The following is a 22,184-nucleotide window of genomic DNA, read 5'->3' on the forward strand; positions in this document are numbered from 1 at the left end:
ACGTCGGACGCGCAGGAGTCGCCGACTTGGGCCGAACCCCCCGCCGCCTACCCTCCCAGTTCGTCGGCCAGGGTGTTGACCGGTTGTGGTGTGCCCGTCAGGTCCAGGACGAACAGGGGGACGCCGAGGGAGTCGGCGCGGGCGCGGGCCTCCGTGGTGTAGCCGGCCAGCGAGAAGTACACGCAGTGCGCGGACTCCGTCATGGCCGTCAGCCACAGGCACTCCACGTCCCGCAGCGAGGCCGGCCGCACGGTCGGGTCCACCTGGGCCAGCAGCCCGCGGGCCGCGAGACCGATGCCGGACGGCGGCCGCTGGTCCGCGCGCCGGATGTCCTGGTAGCCGAGCCAGCGCAGATACAGCGCGGCGACGGTGACCGCGTCGCGCGCGGTGCGGATCGTGATCGGCTGGAAGGCGCGGCGCGGGGGAGCGGAGGCGTCCACGGCCGGCTCCGGGTCGGGGCAGCTGTTCCCGGTCACCGGAATCCGCAGGACCGTCCCGCAGGCACAGCCCAGCTCCGGCTGTGGCCACTCGGCCTTGCGGCCGCAGGCCGCGCACTCCACGGCGACCCACGTCTCGTCCCACACCTGGTGGGTGACGGCCGTGGGCGCGGCGTGCCGGTCCAGCGGCAGGCAGACCGGGGCGCCGCACTCGCACGGGTACGACGGCGCCGCGTAGAGGTGCTCGCGCCGGCAGACCGGACAGCGCACCGACACGCTCTCGGACATGGCCTCATCGTCCTCCAGGAGGCCCGCGTCTGTCCGTCTCTTGGCCACCTTCGTCTCTTGACGGCCCCGGCAAGCCCACCTACATTGCTTCCAGATAGTAGAAAAGTTATTCCGCAATACGGAAGTACTCACCGCGGGGCGCGACGGGAGTACGCATCCGACAGCCGAAGCAGGAGTACTCGATGGCTCGCATGACCGCTGCCCGCGCGGCAGTTGAGATCCTCAAGCGCGAAGGTGTCACGGACGCGTTCGGTGTCCCCGGCGCGGCGATCAACCCCTTCTACGCGGCACTCAAGGCCTCCGGAGGCATCCACCACACCCTCGCCCGCCATGTCGAGGGCGCCTCGCACATGGCCGAGGGCTACACCCGCACCCACGCGGGCAACATTGGTGTCTGCATCGGCACGTCAGGGCCCGCCGGCACCGACATGATCACCGGCCTGTACTCCGCGACCGGCGACTCCGTCCCGATCCTGTGCATCACGGGCCAGGCCCCGACCGCCGTGATCCACAAGGAGGACTTCCAGGCCGTCGACATCGCCTCCATCGCGCGGCCGGTGACCAAGATGGCCGTCACCGTCCTGGAGGCGGCCCAGGTCCCCGGCGTCTTCCAGCAGGCCTTCCACCTCATGCGCTCCGCGCGCCCCGGCCCCGTCCTCATCGACCTGCCGATCGACGTCCAGCTGACGGAGATCGAGTTCGACCCGGAGACGTACCAGCCGCTCCCGGTCTACAAGCCGGCCGCGAGCCGCGCGCAGATCGAGAAGGCGCTCGCTCTGCTCAACGAGTCCGAGCGCCCGCTGATCGTCGCGGGCGGCGGTGTCATCAACGCCGACGCCGCCGAACTCCTCGTCGAGTTCGCCGAGTTGACCGGCACGCCGGTCGTCCCGACCCTCATGGGCTGGGGCGTCCTGCCCGACGACCACGAGCTCAACGCCGGCATGGTGGGCCTGCAGACCTCGCACCGCTACGGCAACGCCACCTTCCTGGAGTCCGACTTCGTCCTCGGCATCGGCAATCGCTGGGCCAACCGCCACACCGGCAAGCTGGACGTCTACACGGCCGGCCGGAAGTTCGTCCACGTCGACGTCGAGCCGACCCAGATCGGCAGGATCTTCGCGCCGGACTACGGCATCGCCTCCGACGCCAAGGCGGCCCTGGAGCTCTTCGTCGAGGTGGCAAGGGAGTTGAAGGCGGCGGACGGGCTCCCCGACCGCTCGGCCTGGGCGGCCTCCGCGCAGGAGAAGAAGGCGACCCTCCAGCGCCGTACGCACTTCGACGACGTCCCGATCAAGCCGCAGCGTGTCTACGAGGAGATGAACAAGGCCTTCGGCCCCGAGACCCGGTACGTCTCCACGATCGGCCTCTCCCAGATCGCCGGCGCCCAGATGCTGCACGTCTTCAAGCCGCGTCACTGGATCAACTGCGGCCAGGCGGGTCCGCTCGGCTGGACGATCCCGGCCGCGCTGGGCGTCGCCAAGGCCGACCCGGAGGCGCAGGTCGTCGCCCTCTCCGGTGACTACGACTTCCAGTTCATGATCGAGGAGTTGGCCGTCGGGGCCCAGCACAGGATTCCGTACATCCACGTCCTCGTGAACAACTCCTATCTGGGCCTGATCCGCCAGGCCCAGCGCGCCTTCGACATCGACTTCCAGGTCAACCTGGAGTTCGAGAACGTCAACTCCCCGGAACTCGGCGTCTACGGCGTCGACCACGTCAAGGTCGCCGAGGGTCTCGGCTGCAAGGCGATCCGGGTGACCGACCCGGCGGAACTGGGCGCGGCCCTGGAACAGGCGAAGAAGCTCGCCGCCGAGTTCCAGGTGCCGGTCGTCGTCGAGGCCATCCTGGAGCGGGTCACCAACATCTCGATGTCGACGACGAACGACATCTCCAACGTGGTCGAGTTCGAGGAGATCGCGACGGAGCCGGCCCACGCACCGACGTCGATCAGGCCGCTCAAGGTCTGACCCCGTACACAGCTGAAGGGCGGTCCCACCGTGATGGTCGGACCGCCCTTTGCCGCGCCCGGCTCCCCCGAAGCCGTCCCCCGTCGCGAGGCCCGCCGCCCCCGTGCCGACGGGCCTCACCCGTAGAGAATGTGCCCGAGGCAGGGCCCGGTTGAAGCCCCTTGAATCATGTTCAGAGGTTGATTTGAGGATTCCGTACCCGGCCTACGACCGCTGCCGTACGTCCGCTCACGGCTCCTGGAGCTCGGACAGCCCCGGCCAGTCCTCCGGACCGCCGCCCTGCCACTCCACGATGTCGTCGTCCTCGACCTCGATCCGGTCCAGGTCGGCGAGCCGGAGCAGCTCCACGACGTCGTCCAGGTGCGAGGCGACGCCGAGATTCTCGTCGTCCACGGTGACCCGCCGGGACCCGTCCAGGGCCGGAGCGTGCACCACCACATGCGGTTGCTGTGTCGGATGTGCTGCCATCCCTACAGCGTGCTGCGCGCGGCCGGAATCCGCACGCCGGTGGCCGTATCCGCCGCACGGCGGAGCGCCGGACACGGGACCGTCCGTGTCCGGCGCTCTGCTTTCCTGCGGGTCCTGCCGGGACCGCGGCGGCCGCGACGGAACCGGGGCGCGCTCCTTCCCTCAGGTCGAAGAAAGAGGGCCCGGGACCTTCACCACCGCACTGGCTCGCACGCCGCCGCGGTCCTCCCCCTGGCCGCGCCCGGTACCGGGCGACCACCCCTCATCCGGGTCGCCTGGCGCGTCGGGCGCGGTCAGGGTGTCTCACTCCTCGCGCAGCGCGAGGTCATGGGTTTCCGGTCCGCGGCGGCGCCTGGGCGCGACAGGACAGATGTCAGCGCTGCCGCGGACCGGAAGTCGGGATCAGACCTGGGCGCCGGACAGGCGCTCCACGGCCCGCAGCAGCGCCGAGTGGTCGAGGCCCCCGTCGCCCTGCGCACGCAGACTGGCGACCAGCTGGGCGACCACGGCACCGACGGGCAGGGCCGCGCCGACGTTGCGGGCGGCGTCGGTGACGATGCCCATGTCCTTGTGGTGCAGGTCGATACGGAAGCCCGGCTTGAAGTCGCGCTGGAGGAAGTTGTCCTTCTTGCGGGTCAGCACGGTCGATCCGGCGAGACCACCACCCAGGACGTCCAGGGCGGCCTTGAGGTCCACGCCCGACTTCTCCAGGAAGACCACGGCCTCGGCGCACGCCTGGATGTTCACGGCGACGATCAGCTGGTTCGCGGCCTTCACGGTCTGGCCCGAGCCGTGCGGACCGCACAGCACGATGGTCTTGCCGAGCGCCTCGAAGACCGGCTCGGCCTCGTCGAAGTCGGCCTGCTCACCGCCGACCATGATGGACAGCACCGCCTCGACCGCACCGGCCTCGCCGCCGGACACGGGCGCGTCCAGGACGCGGATGCCCTTCTCCTTGGCCGCCTTCGCCAGGTCGACCGAGGTCTGCGGGGTGATCGAGGACATGTCGATCAGCAGGGCGCCGGAGCGAGCGTTCTCGAGGATGCCCTCGGGGCCGTACGCGATGGCCTCGACGTGCGGGGAGGCGGGCACCATCGTGATGATCACGTCGGCGTCCCGCACGGCCTCGGCGATCGAACCGGCGGCGGTGCCACCGGCGGCGGCCAGCCGGTCCAGCTTGTCCTGTTCGAGGGTGAAGCCGGTGACGTCGTAACCCGCCTTGACCAGGTTCTCGGACATGGGGGAGCCCATGATGCCGAGGCCTATCCAGGCGATCTTGGGGAGGTTGCTCATGATCGGGGGTGCCTTTCCGGGAAGGGGGTGGGGAACTGCTGCCGCTGGACTTGGCAGAAGTGACTTCTGGTGATCGCGGGTGAGCGCCTGTACTGGATGCGGTGGTTCATCTGCACGCCAAGAGAGTCTGCCGACGGGGGTGTGCTGCCTGCGGTTTCGGGAGGGAACGGGAGTTCGCGGGTCGAATGGGTGACCTTTGCGGATGCTGCTCGTTGACTGCCGTGGACGGGGATCTTCGGCAGGGCGGGGGTGTACGAGTGGGCACACTGAGGGAGGTGGAGGCGTCGTTCGTGGTGCCCGGCCCGGCTGGAGTGGCGATCCGGGACCGGCTGCGTGTGTCGGATGCGGACGCGGCGGTGCTGGCCGAGGTCGGCGTCTACTTGGGTTCGCTGGCGGCCGGGGATCTCGCTGAGCGGTCCCGGCAGGGGCTGGCACATGATGCCGCGGGGTGGGCGGTGCGCAAGCGGTCGCTGACGGGGAGGTCGTCGGCGCGCTGGGCGGGCAGTATCACCAAGGCCAGCCATGATCAGTGGGCGCTGGCCAGGCGCGGGCAGGCCGCCCACATGGCCTGGCTGCGGCAGCAGATTGCCTCCATCGGGGCGCGGCTGGCCCGGCCCTTGGGTGCCAAGGCCGACAAGCGGGCAGGGTTGGTCCGTGGGTATGCCTCGCGCGTCGAGTGGCATGCCAAGTCCCGCCGCCTGCAGACGCTGAAGGCCCGGCTCGGGGTGGTGGAGGCGGACTGGGCGGCGGGCCGGGTGCGGGTGGTGCGCGGCGGCAAACGCCTCGCGAACACCCGCCACCACCTTGCGGCGGCCGGACTGGACGAGCACACCTGGCGGAAGCGCTGGCGCGCGGAGCGGATGTTCCTGGCCGCCGACGGGGAGTCCGGCAAGCGCTTGGGCAACGAGACGATCCGCGTCCCCGACACCGGCCAGGTCTCCGTCAAACTGCCTACTCCGCTGGCCCACCTGGCCAACGCCCCGCACGGCCGCTACGTCCTCGACGCCACCGTACGGTTCCAACACCGGGGGCAGGAGTGGCGTGACCGGGTCGCCGCCAACCGGGCGGTGGCCTACCGCATCCACCACGATGTGGTGCGCGGCCGCTGGTACGTGACCGCGTCCTGGCAGCGCGCCGCCGCTCCCGTCCTGCAGTTGGAGGCGGCGCTGGCGCGGGGCGTGGTGGGGGTGGACATGAATGACGACCACCTCGCCGCCTGGCACCTGGATGTGCACGGCAACCCGGTCGGCGAGCCGCAGCGCTTCTTCTACGACCTCACCGGCACTGCGGAGCATCGGGACGCGCAGATCCGGCACGCCCTGAGCCGGCTGCTGCACCACGCCCGCCGTTGCGGGGCTGCCGCGATCGCCATCGAGGACCTCGATTTCACCGATGGCACCAGCCGCGAGAAGCACGGCCGCAACAAGCGTTTCCGCCGCCTCATCTCCCGCTTCCCCACCGCGAAGCTCAAAGCCCGGCTGGTGTCGATGGCCGCCGAGCAGGACATCGCCGTCGTCGCGGTCGACCCCGCCTACACCAGCCGCTGGGGCGCGCAGCACTGGCAGCAGCCTCTCACCACGAAAACCCGCACGATTTCCCGGCACGATGCGGCAAGCATCGCGATCGGGCGACGCGCCCTCGGACATCCGATCCGGCGACGGACGACACCGCCCCCGTCCCACCAGAGTGATGGTGCGGGGCATCGGACCGTCCAGGCCCGACCGGACACCCGCAGGCGTGAGGAAACCCGCCCCCACATTCCCGGACCGCGCACCGGATGCGCGCCGCCGGGCCGTGGAGCGAAAGCGGGCGACCAGGGTGCCCAACACCGTTCGGAGCACCCGGCTGAGCATGGGTTCTGGCAACAGGACTCACTCCCGCTCAGTCTTTAGAAACGGTCAGCGGGGCAGCCAGTCGAAGGCCTCGGCGCTCGGGCGGTCGCCCGGCTTGTACTCGAGGCCGACCCAGCCGTCGTAGCCCGCCTTCTTCAACTGGCCGAGGAGGTCTTCGATGGGGAGTGAGCCGGTACCGGGCGCGCCGCGACCGGGGTTGTCGGCGATCTGCACGTGGCCGGTCTTCGGGGTGAACTCCTCGATCACCGCCGGCAGGTCCTCGCCGTTCATGGACAGGTGGTAGAGGTCCATGAGGAACTTCGCGTTGCCGAGGCCGGTCGCGTCGTTGACCTTGTCGACGATCCCCACCGCCGCGGGCGCGCTCACCAGCGGATACAGCGGCGACTCCGGCTTGTTGAGGGCCTCGATCAGGAGGACCGCGCCGATCCGGTCGGCCGCGCGGGCCGCGCGGACCAGGTTCTCCAGCGCGAGCGCGTCCTGCTCGGCCGGGTCCACGCCCTCGACGCGGTTGCCGTACAGGGCGTTGAGCGCCCTGGCGCCGAGCGATCCGGCGAAGTCGGCGGCCACGTCGACGTTGACGCGGAACCGCTCCGACTCCTCGCCGGGGACGGACAGGGCACCGCGATCGGGGCCCGGCAGCCGGCCGGCATAGAAGTTCAGGCCCGTGAGCTGGACGCCCGCGTCCTCGATCGCCTTCTTCAAGGCGTCGAGCTCGGACCGCTCGGGGGTGGGGGTGTCGATCCAGGGCCACCACAGCTCGACCGCGGTGAAGCCGGCCGCGGCGGCCGCCGCGGGGCGCTCCAGGAGCGGGAGTTCCGTGAAGAGGATCGACAGGTTGACGTTGAAGCGCTGCTCTGCGAATCCCATGCGGCGCTCCCTTCCGTGTCGAGTATTTCCGCAATATGGAAGTTAGTTTCTGCTTATTGGAAGATTGCCGTCGGGTCGAAGGCGTTGTCAAGAGGGCTCGGCGGAAAACGGCACCGCGCGTTAGGTTGTGCGCGTGCGATTGCGAGTGGAGTTCACGACCGAGCCGTTCGACCTCGACGAGGCCCCGGCGCACGCGCTCGTGGCCCGCGAGGTCATCGAGGCGGCCGAACTGGACGCGGTGGACGTCGGCCCGTTCGGCAACACGGTGGAAGGCGGCGCCGACGAGGTCCTCACCGCCGTGGACGCCCTGCTGCGCAGGACCCTGGCCTCCGGCGCGACCCGGATCTCCCTGCAGGTGAACGTGCTCGGGGAGGCCGACGCGTGAGCGCCGACGAGCCGTTCATCACGGCGGTCAAGCCGCTGGTCGACGCCATGGGTGGCGAGTTGCTCCCGCCGGACGAGGCCGGCCCCGACGACGTCGTGCTCGCCTGGCAGGGCGCCGACGTGGTCGCCGTACGGCTGCCGCAGCTCGCGGACTCCCTCGACCACATCCTGGCCGCCATGGAGCGCAAGCAGGGCAAGCCGCTCGCGGACCTGGACCGCAAGGCCAAGCAGGAGGTCGTACGGATATTGGAGGCGCGTGGCGCCTTCTCCGTACGGCACGGCGTGGAGACCGTGGCGAGCGCGCTCGGGGTGAGCCGCTTCACGGTCTACAACTATCTGAACCGGGACAAAGCGTAGGAAAAGCGCCCGGTCGGGTTTCGTAACCCCGAATTTTCAACAAAGTGTTGACGTGATGTCGCGTCCGGGCGTTAGCTGACTCCCGTGACTTCGACTTCCACGTCCCCCGGCCTGGCCCGGTTCAACGTCCTGGAGGAGCACGCGGCCCACGCGGTGCTCCTCGAGACGTGCGCCTCCACGGCGTGGGCTCGGCGTCTGCTCGCCGCCCGCCCCTACGCGACCGCGGAGGACCTCTACGCCACCAGCGACGCCGCCATGGTCGACCTGACCCCCGATGACCTCGCCGAGGCCATGGCCGGCCATCCGCCGATCGGCCGTCCCAAGCCGGGCGACCCGGCCTCGGCCCGCGAGCAGCGCGGCATGGCGGGCGCCTCCGAGGAGCTCAGGGCGGAGATGCTCGAACTGAACCTGGCGTACCAGGAGAGGTTCGGCCATGTCTTCCTGATCTGTGCGACCGGCCGCACCGGCGAGCAGATGCGCGACGCGGTCAGAGAGCGGATCGGCAACGCGCCGGAACGGGAACGCGAGATCGTCCGCACCGAGCTGGGCAAGATCAACCGTATCCGGCTCGCCCGTATCGTCGAAGAGGACGCCTGACCATGAGCACGAGCACCACCGCCTCGGTGTCCACGCACATCCTGGACACCAGCGTCGGCCGTCCCGCCGAGGGAGTCGCCGTCCAGCTCTCCGCCCGCGCCGGGCGCGCCGCGGACTGGCGGGCGCTCGGCGGCTCCGCGACCGACGCGGACGGGCGGTGCAAGGACCTGCCGGCGCTGCCGGAGGGGACCACCCACGTACGGCTCGACTTCGAGGTCGAACCGTACTTCTTGAAGAAGCAAGCCGATGCGCAGCAGGACGCCCCCGCGAATCGGGACAGCGGTGCGACCGGAGTGTTCTTCCCCGAGGTGGCGATCACCTTCGCCGTGCAGCCCGGGGAGCACTACCACGTACCGCTGCTGCTCAACCCGTTCGGCTACTCCGTTTACCGAGGGAGCTAGCTACATGCCCATCCTGGGACAGAACCAGTACGGCAAGGCCGAGAACCGAGTCGTGAAGATCACGCGGGACGGCGCCACCCACCACATCAAGGACCTCAATGTCTCGGTGTCGCTGAGCGGCGACATGGACGAGGTCCACTATTCCGGCTCCAACGCCCACGTGCTGCCGACCGACACCACCAAGAACACGGTGTACGCGTTCGCCAAGGAGCACGGCATCGAGTCCGCCGAGCAGTTCGGCATCCACCTCGCCCGGCACTTCGTCACCTCGCAGGAACCGATCAGGACCGCGCGGATCCGCATCGAGGAGTACGCCTGGGAGCGGATCGCGACGGCCGGCGACGACGAGCACTCCTTCGTCCGCCAGGGCCAGGAGACCCGCCTGACCCAGGTCACCTACGACGGCTCCGCCTGGGAGGTCGTCTCCGGGCTCAAGGACCTGACCGTCATGAACTCGACCAACTCCGAGTTCTGGGGCTACGTCAAGGACAAGTACACGACCCTGCCCGAGGCGTACGACCGCATCCTGGCGACCGAGGTGTCCAGCCGCTGGCGCTTCAACTGGTCGGACGACGAGCAGGAGATGCCCGACTGGGAGACGTCCTACGAGCAGGTCAAAAAGCACATGCTCGAGGCCTTCGCCGAGACGTACTCGCTCTCGCTCCAGCAGACCCTCTACCAGATGGGTTCGCGGATCATCGACCACCGGGCCGAGATCGACGAGGTCCGCTTCTCGCTGCCGAACAAGCACCACTTCCTCGTGGACCTGGAGCCCTTCGGGCTGAAGAACGCCACCGAGGACGGTGCCGTCTACCTCGCCGCCGACCGGCCCTACGGCCTGATCGAGGCGACCGTCCTCCGGGACGGCTGCGAGCCGAGGATTCCGGTGGATCTCACCAACCTCTGAGCAACTCCCTCTGCGGCACCCGCGGCCCGCCAGGGCGGGCCGCGGCACTCAAACTCCCGGGGTCCTGCCGTGCCCTCTCCACCTCCGCGCAAAGGACGAACCATGGCAGCAGACCGGCGCATCGTCATCGAGAACTGTTCGATCGCGACCGTGGACGCGCACGACACCGAGTACCCGAGCGGGTACGTCGTCATCGCCGGCAACCGCATCGAGTCGCTCGGCGCGGGCAGGGCGCCCGAGGACCTGGAGAACGTCGACCGCCGTATCGACGCCACCGGCCACCTCGTGACCCCGGGCCTGGTCAACACCCATCATCACTACTACCAGTGGATCACCCGGGGCCTCGCCACCGACCACAACCTCTTCGACTGGCTCGTCGCCCTCTACCCCACGTGGGCGCGGATCGACGAGCAGATGGTCTACGCGGCCGCCCAGGGCTCGCTCGCGATGATGGCCCGCGGTGGCGTCACCACCGCCATGGACCACCACTACGTCTTCCCCGCCGGTTCCGGCGACCTGTCCGGCGCGATCATCCGCGCCGCCCGTGAGACGGGCGTCCGCTTCACGCTCGCCCGCGGCTCCATGGACCGCAGCGAGAAGGACGGCGGCCTGCCCCCGGACTTCGCCGTCGAGACCCTGGAGGGCGCCCTCGCCGCGACCGAGGCCACCGTCAAGGAGCACCACGACTCCTCCTTCGGCGCGATGACCCAGGTCGCCGTCGCGCCCTGCTCGCCCTTCTCCGTCTCCACCGAACTCCTGCGTGAGGGAGCCGAGCTGGCCCGCCGTCTCGGCGTACGGCTGCACACCCACGGCTCGGAGACCGTCGAGGAGGAGCAGTTCTGCAAGGAGCTGTTCGGCATGGGCCCGACCGACTACTTCGAGTCCACCGGCTGGCTCGGCGAGGACGTGTGGATGGCGCACTGCGTCCACATGAACGACTCCGACATCGCCGCCTTCGCCCGTACGAAGACGGGTGTGGCCCACTGCCCCTCGTCCAACGCCCGTCTGGCGGCGGGGATCGCCCGGGTCCCGGACATGCTCGCGGCCGGGGTCCCGGTCGGCCTCGGCGTCGACGGCACGGCGTCCAACGAGTCCGGCGAACTCCACACCGAGCTGCGCAACGCCCTGCTCATCAACCGCCTGGGCGCGCACCGGGAAGCGGCCCTGAACGCCCGGCAGGCGCTGCGCCTGGGCACCTACGGCGGCGCCCAGGTCCTGGGCCGCGCAGCGGAGACCGGCTCCCTGGAGGCGGGCAAGCTCGCCGACCTGGTGCTGTGGAAGCTCGACACCCTCGCACACGCCTCGATCGCCGACCCGGTGACCGCGCTGGTCTTCGGCGCCGCGGCACCCGTCACGGCCTCCTTCGTGAACGGCCGTCAGATCGTCGAGAACAGCCGCCTGCTGCACGTCGACGAGGACGCCGTCGCACGCTCCACGCGGGAACAGGCCCGGCGTCTGGCGCGAATCGCCGCGCAGGGCTGATCACTTCACCAGTACTCCGGCCGGGAGGGACGGCTCCCGGCCGGCAGCCGTGGAACCTGCGTACCGGGTCCCATGGCGGCCGTGCCCGGGGCGCGTGTTGGACGCACGCGCCCCGGAACGGTCTCCGTCCCGGTCCCGCACGACCACTCGCACCACCTCCATGAAACCCACGGCACCGCCTTTCGGCAGCCGTGTAACCGCCCGGAGGCGAGCCGCAGTGTCACTCCACCCCGTCGACGAAAAGCTCCCCGCCCTGAAGATGGCGACCACCGGCCTCCAGCACGTGGCCGCCATGTACGCCGGAGTCGTCGCCCCGCCCCTGATCGTCGGCGCGGCCATCGGCCTTTCCCCCGCCGACCTCACCTTCCTCACCGGCGCCTGTCTGTTCACCGCGGGCCTCGCCACCTTCCTGCAGACCCTCGGCGTCTGGAAGATCGGTGCCCGGCTGCCCTTCGTCAACGGCGTCACCTTCGCCGGTGTCGCCCCCATGACCGCGGTCGTCGCCTCCATGGACGACAAGTCCGACGCCCTGCCGGTCATCTTCGGCGCGGTGATCGTCGCCGGCCTCCTCGGCTTCCTCGCCGCCCCCTTCTTCAGCAAGGCGATCCGCTTCTTCCCGCCGGTCGTCACCGGGACCGTCATCACCCTGATAGGCGTCTCCCTCCTGCCGGTCGCCTTCGGCTGGGCGCAGGGCCCCGACCCCACGGCGCGGGACTACGGCTCGACGACCAACCTGGGCCTGGCCGCGGCGACGCTCGGGATCGTGCTTCTCCTACGACGTTTCACCCGCGGCTTCGTCAAGCAGGTCGCCGTGCTGCTCGGCCTGGTGGCCGGTACGCTGCTCGCGATCCCCTTCGGCGCGACGGACTTCGGACCCGTCACCGACGCGGCCGTCGTCGGCTTCCCGACGCCCTTCCACTTCGGCGCCCCGCAGTTCCAGCTCGCCGCTATCCTCTCGCTGTGCGTGGTGATGGTCGTCTCCATGACCGAATCGACCGCGGACATGCTCGCGCTGGGCGAGATCGTCGAGCGTCCCGCCGACGAGCGGACCATCGCGGCGGGCCTGCGCGCCGACACCCTCGGCTCGGCGATCAGCCCCCTCTTCAACGGCTTCATGTGCAGCGCCTTCGCCCAGAACATCGGCCTGGTGGCGATGACGCGGATCCGCAGCCGCTACGTCGTCGCCACCGGCGGGGCCTTCCTGGTGCTGATGGGCCTGTGCCCCATGGCCGCCTCGCTCATCGCCGTCGTACCGCGCCCGGTGCTCGGGGGCGCCGGAGTCGTCCTGTTCGGCTCGGTGGCCGCCAGCGGCATCCAGACCCTGGTCAGGGCGGGCCTGGACAAGGACAACAACGTCCTGATCGTCGCCGTGTCACTGGCTGTCGGCATCATCCCGATCACCGCGCCGGAGTTCTACCACGCCTTCCCGGAGACCGCGAGGATCGTCCTGGACTCGGGGATCTCCACGGGCTGTGTGGCGGCGGTGGCGCTGAACCTGGTCTTCAACCACCTCGGCCGGGGCGCGGACGCACAGGACGTCACCCATCCCATGGAGGCCGTCCCCGCTCAGTCGATCTCGTAACTGTCCCCGTACACCTTCCACTTGAGCGGTGTGTCCAGGTCGAGATTGCCCTGCTCCAGGAAGACCCGCTGGGCCGTCTCGACCCGGCTCACGTCACTGTGCGCCGCCTCCTGCTTCATCGCCCACACCCGGGCGTCCAGGAAGGCGTGCAGATAGGCGGTCTCGCCGCCGCCGTCCGCCGGGGTGTCCGTGTCCTCGCGGGCCCGGCACCGGATGCCGCCGAAGCTCAGGGCGTCGGTGCCGGGGCCGTGCATGACCATCGCGTCGTAGTAGACGAACTGGCCGAGCGTTCCGAGGCTGTCCTGCTTGGCACACGCGACCGCCGGGTCGAAGTAGCCGCGGTCCCGCTCGTCCCCCTGCGCCTGACGGAAGGCGGAGGTCTGCGCCGCCTTGCGCCAGGCCGAGGGAAAGCCCGGATCCAGTCCGTCGTGCGAGTCGGTGCCGTCCACCGCGCGCAGGGCGGGCAGATAGGGGGCCAGGGGGTTGTCGGGGACCCTTCGCGTGTAGAGCTCGACCAGCGCGAGCATGTCGCTCGTGCCGGAGCAGAAACCGATGATGCCGGCGGTGTAGCCGCGGCCGTCCCCGATGTCCTCGATGTACGCGTACTGCGCCTGCCAGTCCAGCGAGGAGTTCTCCGCGCTGGACACCAGCCGCATCGCGAGGTCCTTCTTGTCCGGGTCGTCGAGGCCGGTCGCGTCCGTGGCCTCGGCGGACAGCCACTGGGTGCTCAACGCGCCGGCTCCGAGTACGGCGAGCAGCGTGCGGCGGGCGGCGGTTCTGGGCAGGTCACTGGGAAATCGCATCACTGTGTGTCGATCACCTGGCAGGAGCGGGGAGCGGGGAGCCGTCCCGTGAAGTAGGAGCGCGGCGGGACGCCCATCAGGGTGCGGAAGTCGGACGTCATGTGGGACTGGTCGTAGTAGCCGGTGACGGCGGCCAGTTCGGCCGAGGCCAGCTCGGTGGCATGGGCGAGCACGGCGCGGACACGGTCGATGCGGGCGTAGTGCTTCGGCGAGAGACCGACACCCTCGCTGAACAGGTTGCGCAACTGGCGCTCGCTGACGGCGAGTTCACGGGCCACCTCCCCGACATGACCGGGTATGTGCCCCGAGCGGATGGACAGCGCCGCGACGGCGGCCCGCAGCAGCTCGGTCCGTGTCCCGCCGGCCGCGGTGGGCAGCAGTCCCGGGAGGACGTCCGCGAGCCGGGGCACGACCTCTTCGGGCTCCAGCCACCTCAGCTCGTACGCCAGTTGCCGCGCGGCCCGGCCCGGCAGTGCGCCCAGCGGGACGATCCGCCCGACGAGGTCGACGGCCGGGACGCCGAGCAGCGGCCGGACGGCTCCCGGCGCCAGCCGTACCTCCGTGCAGGACACCTGCCGCTTGCCCGCGTGGTACGCGGCCCGGACACGGGGCCCGGCGACCAGCAGGGTGGGTCGCCCCCGCGACTCACTGCGGACGATCACCTTGGTCGTGGCGTCGGGCAGCTGGACGAACGGCTTCCGCGGATCCGTCCCCTCGACGGCCAGGGCCTTGATCCCGGCGATCCACGGACGCAGCTCGTCGGGGGTGCGCAGGGCCCGCCCGTCAACGGAGTTGGTCACACGTCCACCGTAAGCGCGGGGCCGGGGGGTTCGGGCGCGCGAAACGTGCCGGAATTTCCTATCGTCCGGTGCCCCGCGGGCCGCACGGTGGTGGTCATGATCCTTGTGACAGGTGCCACCGGCACGATCGGCAGCGAAGTTGTACGACAGCTCGTGGCGCGCGGAGAGAAGGTGCGCGCGCTCACGCGGGATCCGGAGAGGGCCGAGTTGCCGCCCGGCGTGGAGGTGGCGCGCGGCCATCACCGTGACGTCGGTTCGGTGGCGGCGGCCATGGCGGGCGTCGACCGTGCCTTCCTCGTGGGCGTCTTCGGTCTGGAGGACGTGGACAGCGACCGCGCGATGGTGGAGGCGGCGCGGGCGGCGGGGGTCCGGCGGATCGTGAAGCTGTCGGCGATCATGGCGGGCGATCCCAGGACGGGCTTGGGCGGTATCGCGCACGGACACGGTGAGGAGGCGGTCCGGGAAAGCGGGCTGGAATGGGTGATCCTGCGCCCGTCCGCCTTCGCGTCGAACACGTTGAGCTGGGCGGAGGCGGTTCGTGCGGGTGAGCCGGTGCCGAACATGCTGGGCTCGGGCCGGCAGGGGGTCGTGGATCCGCGGGATGTCGCCGAGATCGCGGTCGCCGCGCTGGTCGGTCCGGGGCACGTGGAGCGGACGTACACCCTGACCGGCCCCGAGACGCTCAGCCCCCAGGACCAGGCGGCCGCGCTGGGAGAGGTGCTCGGCGGCCGGGTGGAGCTCCGTGACCTGACCCCGTCCCAGAGTCGTGAACTGCTGGTCGCCTCGGGCTGGAGCGAGGAGTCCGCGGAGGGGATGCTGCGGAGCGTCGGCTTCGTGGCCGAGGGCGGGAACGCGGTGGTCACCGGGGATGTGGAGGAGGTGCTGGGGCGTCCGGCGCGGACGTATCGGGAGTGGGCGCGGGACCACAAGGGGGTGTTCGGCGGGGGCGGGAGCTGACGGTTGTGTTCAGGCTGCGGGCCGGTGGGGGCTGGTCGCGCCCGCGCGGCGGAGCCGCACATCGATACAGCCCCGCGCCCCTGGCGCCCCAAAGGGGCGCGGGGAACTGCGCGACCAGCCACGACGTACCCGCGATCGCGAGACGGCAGGGCGCGGCACGTCCGAAGGCGGCTCACACCTTCCCTCGCGGCCGGAGCACCACCGCAGCCAACCCCAACGCCCCCACAGCGACAACCGTCCCCACCCGGAACGCCAACTGGTACCCCTCCGCCGTCGCCGCGACCAAACCCGCCCCGCCCTCCAGCAGCCCCTCCGTCCGCCCCGCCGCCAGCACCGACAGCACCGCCAGCCCCAGCGAACCCCCCACCACCTGCGTGGTGTTGAACAACCCGGACGCCAGCCCCGCGTCCTCCTCGCGAGCCCCCGACATGGCGAGCCCGGTCAGCGCGGGCATCGCGGCGGCGAACCCGGTGGCGAGCAGAAGGAGCACCGGAAGGACGTCGACCAGGTAGGAGCCGTCGGCAGGGGCACGGCTCAGCAGGGCCATCCCGGCGACGATGAGCACGAGCCCCGCCAGCAGCACCCGGTACGCCCCGAAGCGCCCGATGGTCCGTGCCGACAGCCCGAGCATCAGCACCCCGATGACGATCGGCGCCGGCAGGAACGCCGTGCCGGTGAGCAACTCGCCGAATCCCAGGACGCGTTGGACATACAGCGCCCCGAGGAACTGGAAGCCGTACATCGTGGCGATCATCAGGATCTGGACGGCGTTCGCGCCGGACAGCAGCCGGGAGCCGAACAGCCGCAGCCGCAGCAGGGGACGGGCGGCCCGGGCCTGCCGGACGGTGAACGCCGTGAACAGGGCGACGGCGAGCAGGGCCAGGACGAGCGTGGTGGTCACCTCGTGGTCGCCGGACCCGACGATCACGTACACCGTCAGCATCAGCGCCCCGGTGACCAGCGCGGCCCCCGGATAGTCCGCACCCCGGCCAAGACCTTCGCCGTCCTCCGCGTCGAGCACCCGGACCGCCGCCAGCAGGGCGACGATCCCGATCGGCAGGTTGATCAGGAAGATCCAGTGCCAGTTCAGGGCCTGCGTCAGCGCCCCGCCGAGGAACGTGCCCAGCGCCCCGCCCGCAGCGCCCACCGCGCTGAACACCGCGATCGCACGGGCCTGTTCACTTGGTTCGGGGAACAGGGCGACCAGCATGCCGAGGACCACGGCCGCGGTCATCGCCCCGCCCACGCCCTGCAGGGCACGCGCCGCGATCAGCATGCCCTGGCTCGTGGCCACCCCGCACAGCACGGACGCCGCCGTGAACACGGCCAGCCCCGCCGCGAACATCCGCTTGCGGCCGACCAGGTCGCCCAGCCGGCCCACCAGCAACAGCAGCCCGCCGAACGGGATCAGATAGGCGTTGACCACCCAGGCGAGGCCCGGCCCCGAAAAGCCGAGGTCGCTCTGGACGGCCGGCATGGCGACCGTGACGATATTGCCGTCCAGGATCGTCATGAGCGTTCCCGCGCACAGGACGACGAGGGCCGTCCAGCGGGAGTACGTTCGGTGCGGTGTTCGCGTCGGGGTCTCGACAACGGCCGTCATGGCGGCGGGCCTCCGCATTCTCCGTGGGTTCCGACAAGTGGCTCAGGTGCACGACTTGTAACGGGGAACATGGTCAGTGACCATGGAGGACGGCGTAAGGAGGCAGTCCGATGTCCCAGAGGAACACCGGTGTTACCGCCCAGGTCGTGAACGCGCACGCGTGCCCGGTGCGGGAAGTTCTTGACAGGGTCTCCGGCAAATGGAGCGTGCAGATCCTCGTCGCCGCCGCCCACGGACCCATCCGCTTCACCGAGTTGGAGCGCAGCATCGAGGGGATCAGCCGCCGCATGCTGACCCTGACCCTGCGCAACCTGGAGCGCGACGGCCTCGTCACCCGCACCGTGCACCCGACGGTGCCGCCCAAAGTCGAGTACGAACTCACCCCGGTGGCCCGCGAGTTGCACGAGACACTGCAGCGCCTGACCGACTGGGCCGAGCGCAACAGGGTCTATATCGCCGAGGCGCGCGCGGAGTACGACGCCGAGCGCGAACCGGAACCGGCCTGAGCTACAACAGGCCCGGGTCCGTGGCCAGCCCCTTGAGGACTTCGCTCGCGTTCGCCACCAGCCGCCGCTCCTTGAGGTTCATCAGGCCGCCGACCGCGGTGATCTCGGCCGCCACCGTGCCGTCCTGCTTGCGGATCGTCTGCCGTATGCGGAAGGTCTTGCCCTCGCCCCACTCGAAGGCGCAGGTCACCTCCACCTCGTCACCGGCCAGCAGCTCGCGCAGATAGCGGATGGTGGTCTCCAGCGCCACCGGACCCACCCCGCTGCCGATGAGTCCGGCCTGGGTGATCCCGGCGGCCCTGAGCAGCGACCAGCGGGCGTGCTCCGCGTAGTTGAGGTACACGCTCTGGTTGAGGTGGCCCTGTACGTCCGTCTCGTACCCGCGGACGGTCACCGGCACGGAAAACGGCTCGCTCACGTCAATCCCCTCTCACATCACGGCAGTTGCTGGACCCGATCCTGACATGTGCCCCCTACACCCGGCGTGGTGAGGCCAGCAGGTACCGGGCCCGGGTCCGTGGTTCCGTGTACTCGCCGACCTGCCAGCCGGCCCCCTCCAGGGTGATCGCGCAGGCCCGCAGCGCCTCGCCGTCCGGTGCGTGCACGGCCACGGCCTCGGGCTGCGGGGTCGCGCGCACCCGGTAGCCGGGGGAGCCTTCCGCTTCCGGCGGGTGCCCGGCCGCCTCCAGTGCCAGCGCGGCCGCCTGCACCAGATGGGCGCGTTCCCAGCCGCAGGGCCGGTCCGTGGCCACGTCGGGGTTGGTCATCCGGCGCAGCTCCAGCAACCCCTGCCAGGCGCTGTGCACCTCTCGCGCCCGCGCCGGGCCGGTGTCCGCGGCCTCCTGCGTGCCGCCGACCCGCGCGACGAACACACCGGTGGCGGGGTCGGCGGCCTGCTCGGCGGGCTTCTCGGGCTCCTCCGGAACCGTCTCCCGTATGCGGTGTCCGGTGGGCGTCAGGAAGTGATCGTGCGGCGGCCGCGGATGCCGGAAGGCCAGGCCGCGCTTGACCAGCGCCTCCAGCTGGGCCTCGGTACCCCGCAGCCGCCCGGTGACGGGGTCGGCGGCGTCGATGACACGCCGCTGGGCGGCGGTGGGCGGTCGGGTCATGACGGGCACCTCCCCGGAAACGGCCATGGTCGAAGGGCCGGGACGCGCCCGCGACCAGCCCATTCGAAGACTACGACCCGGGTCTGACATTCCACCCCGCGATCACCGGCCGCCCATGCTCCGTCCCCAGCCGGCACACCGTCCCCGTCGCCAGCTGGAACAGCGCCCCGGCCGACGGCGGCAGCCCGAGCCGGCGGGCGGTGAGGACCCGCAGGAAATGGCCGTGCGCCACCAGCACCACGCAGCCTTCGGTGTTCGCGTGCGCCGCGTCCACCCGGGCCAGCACGCGGTCGGCCCGTTCGCCGACCTGCTCCGGGCTTTCCCCGGGGTGCTCGGGCGGGCCGGGTGCCACCCCGTCGGTGAACAGGAACCAGTCCGGGCGCTCCCGCTGGATCTCGACGGTGGTGACGCCCTCGTAGCCGCCGTAGTCCCACTCGCGCAGATCGACGTCGACCCGCAGGTCGTGCAGCCCGATGAGCTCCGCGGTCTCCCGGGCCCGCTGCAGGGGGCTGACGAAGGCGGCGCCGATGCGGTGCGAGCGGATCAGCGGCACCAGCCGGCGCGCCTCCTCCCGGCCGCGTCCGGTCAGCGGTACGTCCGTCCAGCCGGTGTGCCGCCCGGACCGCGACCACTCGGTCTCACCGTGCCGGACCAGAAAGAGATCACCCATGCGCGCGCCCTTCCCGCTCGACTCCCAGCACCGTGCCACATGGCGCCGGGGGTTCGCAGGGCGCACTGGGCCGGACGGCCGCTGTCCGGAGCCCCCAGTGCCTTGGCGCCTCTCAGAGCCCCGGCAGTCCCTGCACCGACTGCGCGAGCTGTCCCACCGCGACGACGAGCGGTGTCACCGGCTGCACGAACTCGTTGAGGCGGTCGAGGGCCCGCCGCAGGACCGTCGGCTGCGGTTCCGCCTCGGCCAGTTCCTCGCGCAGGCGGCGCAGCTCCCTGCTGGTCGCGTCGGGATCCGTGAGGGCCGCCCGGTGCTCCTCCATCAGCCGCTCGATGTTCGCGAGGAGTTCGGCCGTACGCTCGGCGTCCGGCGGCTGGAAGGAGACCGAGCCGGAGAACGCCCGGGCGCCGTGCCCCACGGCCTGGTTGCCGACGTAGTGGGTGCCGCCGCTGATCATGAGGCCGTTGTTGACCGGAGGGTCCTGGCGCCGGTCGTCGCTGCCCGTCATCAGGACCTCCTACTTTCCGGAACCGGCGACGGGGGCGGCCGCGCCGGACTGCTGCGGGATGGTCTGGGTGGCGGTCGCGCCGCTGCCGATCGCCTGGTTGCCGATGATGCTCATGCCGCCCTGCTGGATGAGGCCCTGGTTGAGGATGGTCTGCTGCTGGGCGCGGAAGTCGGTGATGTCGTACCCGCGGGTGTCGAGGAACTCGCGGATCGCGGCCAGGGTGTGGCGCTCCACCAGCGACGTGATCCGTGCGGCGTCCACGACCTGGAAGTAGTTCTGGTAGTTCGGGCTCACCGCCAGCTCCCGGACGCTCAGCCGGGCGCCGAAGTCGTAGACCGGGTCCTGCTCCAGGGCCTTCAGCTCGTCCCCCATGCGTCTGCTGTGCCGTTCCTCGAAGCGGGCCTGCCGCAGCGCCCGGAAGGGGGCGGCGAAGAAGGCAGCTCCGGTGCGGGGGACGGCGTCCAGCAGCAGCCCGCGGCGCGCGGCGGGGGAGAGGGGCCCGCGCAGCCGGTCCACCACGTGGTAGTCGGCTCGCACCGGGCCGAGCACGTGGTTGCTGCAGTGCAGGTGGAGTGTTCTGCCCTCGGTCGAGAAGTGCAGGAACACGGTCGGCACCACGTCCCCGCCCCACAGCGGTACATGGACCGTCAGACAGTGCCGGACCGCACCGGTCGGGCGCTCCATGATCCGCTCGACCTGGTCGGACGACAGCAGGGCGGCCGGGGCGAGACTCGTGGCCCTGATGAACCGCTCGTCGTCACCGACGGCCGTGCCGCTCGCGAAGACCCGGTCCTGCACGACCAGGGATCCGAGGGCCGCCTCACCGTTCGCCGCCGCGTCCGTCACACCGCGCGCGGCGGTCGCCGACAGCCGCGCGCGTACCTGGTCGACGAGTTCGGTGACGGTGAACGGCTGAGGCCCGCCGGGACGCGAAACCCCTCCGACGGAATCACCGGCGGGCAGCAGCGGCACGGCGAGCGCCCACTGCGAGGCGGCCGGCGCATAGCCGAGGAAGGGCGTGTACCCGCTGTAGACCGTGACGTTCCCGTCCTGCGCCTCCCGGATGGCGGCCAGCCGCTGGGCCATCCACTTCCGCGGCGGCACCGTCGGGCGGGGCTGCCGGGCGAACGCCTCACGGGTCATGGTCGTGCGCAGCAGCCGGTCGACGGCGAGATCATGGCGTACGACCGTCACGTACGCGAGAGCCACCGCCGTGACGGACACCAGCACGGCCGGCACCCCGGCCAGATAGGAGCCCAGCAGCCAGCTGACGAACGCGGGGGCGGGCAGCGACGAGACGGCCACACCGAGAGCGAAGGCCAGGACCACCGCGACGCCCGCGGCGACAGCCGTGCCCACCAGCACCCTGCCCTCGGGCTGGTGCCGGCCGCGGGTGGCCAGGCTCGGCCGGCCGCCCACCTGTCGGGTGGTCGACAGGAACAACGTGACATAGAGCAGCCACAGGGGCGCGAAGACGGCCACGAGGGCGAACGCGCCCGTCAGGCGCTGATCCCTGCGGTGCCGCATCTGCTGTGCCGTCAGACAGTGCCGTACGACGGTCACCAGGTCGACTTCGGGAGAGGCGGCCACCGCGCCCGCCTCGTCGGCCAGGACGTCCTCCACCACACGGTCGGCGAATCCTTCGTCCACGTAGGCCGCGGCGCACAGATACCGGGTGACGTCACCCGGAGCGCTCCCGACCGGCATGTGGACCGGCGCGGTCGTCATGCCGGGCCCTCCCTCTCTCCAGCGGCGGAGCGGCGCCTTCGCGGCGCCGACGGAGCCCGTAGTGACCCTTCCCGGCGGACCGGCGGTCAGGAGGGCGAGCAGCGCGCCGACCGCCAGGCCGAAGAGGAGGGCGCTGCGCAGCAGGTCCTTCACCAGGCTGTCGGCCGGTGTGAGCACCACGTTGTCGACGAAGGCCTCGTGCAGGCCCCACCACGTCAGGTTGGCCAGCGCCGACGCCAGCACGCCGGCGACGAGGCAGCGGAGCAGGCCCGCCGCCCCGCGGACCGACAGCCGCCTGGCGAAGAAGACGAGTGCCACGAGCAGGACCAGGACGGCGAGGTCGTTCACGACCAGCGAGGACGTGCCGCCGTACCGCTCGGAGGAGACCTCCCAGCGGGGCAGGAACGCGGCCTCCACGAGCCGGCGCAGGATCTTGTCGTCGGACAGCTGTATGTAGAACTTCTCGCTGTAGTAGTCCGAGAGCGGCCGCTGCACCCACGGGCTGCCCGCGAGCACCACGAGCAGGACCAGCAGCGCGAGACGGCCGCGTAAGGACGGGCGTGCGCCCGACGCACGCCGACGAGGCAGGTACATCTGGGGTTCCCCCATCCCCCGGT

Annotated in this window: 23 protein-coding genes; 11 read left to right on the top strand and 12 right to left on the bottom strand. The window is 71.0% G+C overall.

Annotation, left to right across the window (positions count from 1 at the left end):
* Window positions 1-47 precede the first annotated feature (47 nt).
* Window positions 48-725: a hypothetical protein gene (locus BFN33_RS32765; protein WP_069763846.1), complete on the bottom strand. Its 678-nt coding sequence runs from the start codon at window positions 723-725 to the stop codon at window positions 48-50.
* A gap of 182 nt (window positions 726-907) precedes the next feature.
* Here BFN33_RS32765 and gcl point away from each other — a divergent pair, with 182 nt between their 5' ends.
* Entirely contained in the window at window positions 908-2,692 is a 1,785-nt protein-coding gene (gene gcl / locus BFN33_RS32770) for a glyoxylate carboligase (protein ID WP_069763793.1), read from the top strand.
* 228 nt (window positions 2,693-2,920) lie between these two features.
* Here gcl and BFN33_RS32775 read toward each other — a convergent pair whose 3' ends face one another.
* Both BFN33_RS32775 and BFN33_RS32780 read right to left on the bottom strand, forming a co-directional pair.
* Window positions 2,921-3,160 (bottom strand): hypothetical protein, encoded by a 240-nt coding sequence (locus tag BFN33_RS32775; RefSeq protein WP_069763794.1) that lies wholly within the window; start codon window positions 3,158-3,160, stop codon window positions 2,921-2,923.
* A 402-nt stretch (window positions 3,161-3,562) separates the two neighbouring features.
* Window positions 3,563-4,453, bottom strand: a complete 891-nt coding sequence (locus BFN33_RS32780) for a 2-hydroxy-3-oxopropionate reductase (RefSeq protein ID WP_069763795.1) — start codon at window positions 4,451-4,453, stop codon at window positions 3,563-3,565.
* A gap of 257 nt (window positions 4,454-4,710) precedes the next feature.
* Here BFN33_RS32780 and BFN33_RS32785 point away from each other — a divergent pair, with 257 nt between their 5' ends.
* The gene (locus tag BFN33_RS32785; RefSeq protein WP_069763796.1) at window positions 4,711-6,345 is read left to right on the top strand and encodes an IS200/IS605 family element transposase accessory protein TnpB; all 1,635 of its coding nucleotides are present in this window, start codon (window positions 4,711-4,713) and stop codon (window positions 6,343-6,345) included.
* Window positions 6,346-6,351: 6 nt separating this feature from the next.
* On the opposite strand, the gene BFN33_RS32790 is transcribed toward BFN33_RS32785, so the two are convergent.
* Window positions 6,352-7,173, bottom strand: coding sequence for a TIM barrel protein (locus BFN33_RS32790; protein WP_069763797.1), 822 nt, complete (start codon window positions 7,171-7,173; stop codon window positions 6,352-6,354).
* 133 nt (window positions 7,174-7,306) lie between these two features.
* On the opposite strand from BFN33_RS32790, the gene BFN33_RS32795 reads away from it, so the two are divergent.
* The 7 genes from BFN33_RS32795 to BFN33_RS32825 all read left to right on the top strand — a co-directional run bounded on the left by BFN33_RS32795 (window position 7,307) and on the right by BFN33_RS32825 (window position 12,883).
* Window positions 7,307-7,558 carry a thiamine-binding protein gene (locus BFN33_RS32795; RefSeq protein WP_079141123.1) on the top strand — a complete coding sequence of 84 codons (252 nt, stop codon included), beginning with the start codon at window positions 7,307-7,309 and terminating at the stop codon, window positions 7,556-7,558.
* A gap of 47 nt (window positions 7,559-7,605) precedes the next feature.
* A complete protein-coding gene (locus BFN33_RS32800) occupies window positions 7,606-7,914 on the top strand; it encodes a helix-turn-helix domain-containing protein (protein WP_069763847.1) in 309 nt (102 codons plus the stop codon).
* 84 nt (window positions 7,915-7,998) lie between these two features.
* The gene (gene uraD, locus BFN33_RS32805) at window positions 7,999-8,511 is read left to right on the top strand and encodes a 2-oxo-4-hydroxy-4-carboxy-5-ureidoimidazoline decarboxylase (protein ID WP_069763799.1); all 513 of its coding nucleotides are present in this window, start codon (window positions 7,999-8,001) and stop codon (window positions 8,509-8,511) included.
* Window positions 8,512-8,513: 2 nt separating this feature from the next.
* The gene (gene uraH, locus BFN33_RS32810; RefSeq protein ID WP_069763800.1) at window positions 8,514-8,912 is read left to right on the top strand and encodes a hydroxyisourate hydrolase; all 399 of its coding nucleotides are present in this window, start codon (window positions 8,514-8,516) and stop codon (window positions 8,910-8,912) included.
* A 4-nt stretch (window positions 8,913-8,916) separates the two neighbouring features.
* Entirely contained in the window at window positions 8,917-9,819 is a 903-nt protein-coding gene (pucL, locus tag BFN33_RS32815) for a factor-independent urate hydroxylase (RefSeq protein ID WP_069763801.1), read from the top strand.
* A gap of 102 nt (window positions 9,820-9,921) precedes the next feature.
* The gene (locus tag BFN33_RS32820; RefSeq protein ID WP_069763802.1) at window positions 9,922-11,301 is read left to right on the top strand and encodes an 8-oxoguanine deaminase; all 1,380 of its coding nucleotides are present in this window, start codon (window positions 9,922-9,924) and stop codon (window positions 11,299-11,301) included.
* 217 nt (window positions 11,302-11,518) lie between these two features.
* Entirely contained in the window at window positions 11,519-12,883 is a 1,365-nt protein-coding gene (locus BFN33_RS32825; protein ID WP_069763803.1) for a nucleobase:cation symporter-2 family protein, read from the top strand.
* Here the strand turns inward: BFN33_RS32825 and BFN33_RS32830 are convergent.
* Both BFN33_RS32830 and BFN33_RS32835 read right to left on the bottom strand, forming a co-directional pair.
* A complete protein-coding gene (locus tag BFN33_RS32830) occupies window positions 12,868-13,686 on the bottom strand; it encodes a chitosanase (protein WP_069763804.1) in 819 nt (272 codons plus the stop codon). The two genes, BFN33_RS32825 and BFN33_RS32830, sit on opposite strands and share 16 nt — an antisense overlap.
* On the bottom strand, window positions 13,686-14,486 hold the full coding sequence (locus BFN33_RS32835) for a helix-turn-helix domain-containing protein (RefSeq protein WP_069763805.1): 801 nt from the start codon (window positions 14,484-14,486) through the stop codon (window positions 13,686-13,688). Before BFN33_RS32835 ends, BFN33_RS32830 begins: the two co-directional genes overlap by 1 nt.
* Window positions 14,487-14,573: 87 nt before the next feature.
* Between BFN33_RS32835 and BFN33_RS32840 the strand changes: the two genes are divergently transcribed.
* Complete coding sequence (locus BFN33_RS32840; protein ID WP_079141119.1) at window positions 14,574-15,443, top strand: SDR family oxidoreductase; 870 nt, start codon at window positions 14,574-14,576, stop codon at window positions 15,441-15,443.
* A gap of 172 nt (window positions 15,444-15,615) precedes the next feature.
* Here the strand turns inward: BFN33_RS32840 and BFN33_RS32845 are convergent, their stop codons facing one another.
* Entirely contained in the window at window positions 15,616-17,046 is a 1,431-nt protein-coding gene (locus BFN33_RS32845) for an MFS transporter (protein ID WP_069763806.1), read from the bottom strand.
* Between the two features lie 110 nt (window positions 17,047-17,156).
* Here BFN33_RS32845 and BFN33_RS32850 point away from each other — a divergent pair, with 110 nt between their 5' ends.
* Entirely contained in the window at window positions 17,157-17,552 is a 396-nt protein-coding gene (locus BFN33_RS32850) for a helix-turn-helix domain-containing protein (RefSeq protein WP_069763807.1), read from the top strand.
* Window position 17,553: 1 nt separating this feature from the next.
* Here BFN33_RS32850 and BFN33_RS32855 read toward each other — a convergent pair whose 3' ends face one another.
* The 5 genes from BFN33_RS32855 to BFN33_RS32875 all read right to left on the bottom strand — a co-directional run bounded on the left by BFN33_RS32855 (window position 17,554) and on the right by BFN33_RS32875 (window position 22,161).
* Window positions 17,554-17,970 carry a thioesterase family protein gene (locus BFN33_RS32855; protein ID WP_069763808.1) on the bottom strand — a complete coding sequence of 139 codons (417 nt, stop codon included), beginning with the start codon at window positions 17,968-17,970 and terminating at the stop codon, window positions 17,554-17,556.
* Between the two features lie 55 nt (window positions 17,971-18,025).
* Window positions 18,026-18,661, bottom strand: coding sequence for a hypothetical protein (locus BFN33_RS32860; protein WP_069763809.1), 636 nt, complete (start codon window positions 18,659-18,661; stop codon window positions 18,026-18,028).
* 70 nt (window positions 18,662-18,731) lie between these two features.
* Window positions 18,732-19,331: a histidine phosphatase family protein gene (locus BFN33_RS32865; RefSeq protein WP_069763810.1), complete on the bottom strand. Its 600-nt coding sequence runs from the start codon at window positions 19,329-19,331 to the stop codon at window positions 18,732-18,734.
* A gap of 112 nt (window positions 19,332-19,443) precedes the next feature.
* Entirely contained in the window at window positions 19,444-19,839 is a 396-nt protein-coding gene (locus BFN33_RS32870; RefSeq protein ID WP_069763811.1) for a hypothetical protein, read from the bottom strand.
* Window positions 19,840-19,848: 9 nt separating this feature from the next.
* Complete coding sequence (locus BFN33_RS32875) at window positions 19,849-22,161, bottom strand: hypothetical protein (protein ID WP_069763849.1); 2,313 nt, start codon at window positions 22,159-22,161, stop codon at window positions 19,849-19,851.
* Between the last annotated feature and the right edge of the window lie 23 nt (window positions 22,162-22,184).

Source organism: Streptomyces sp. LUP47B, from assembly GCF_001746295.1.
Classification (GTDB): Bacteria; Actinomycetota; Actinomycetes; order Streptomycetales; family Streptomycetaceae; genus Streptomyces.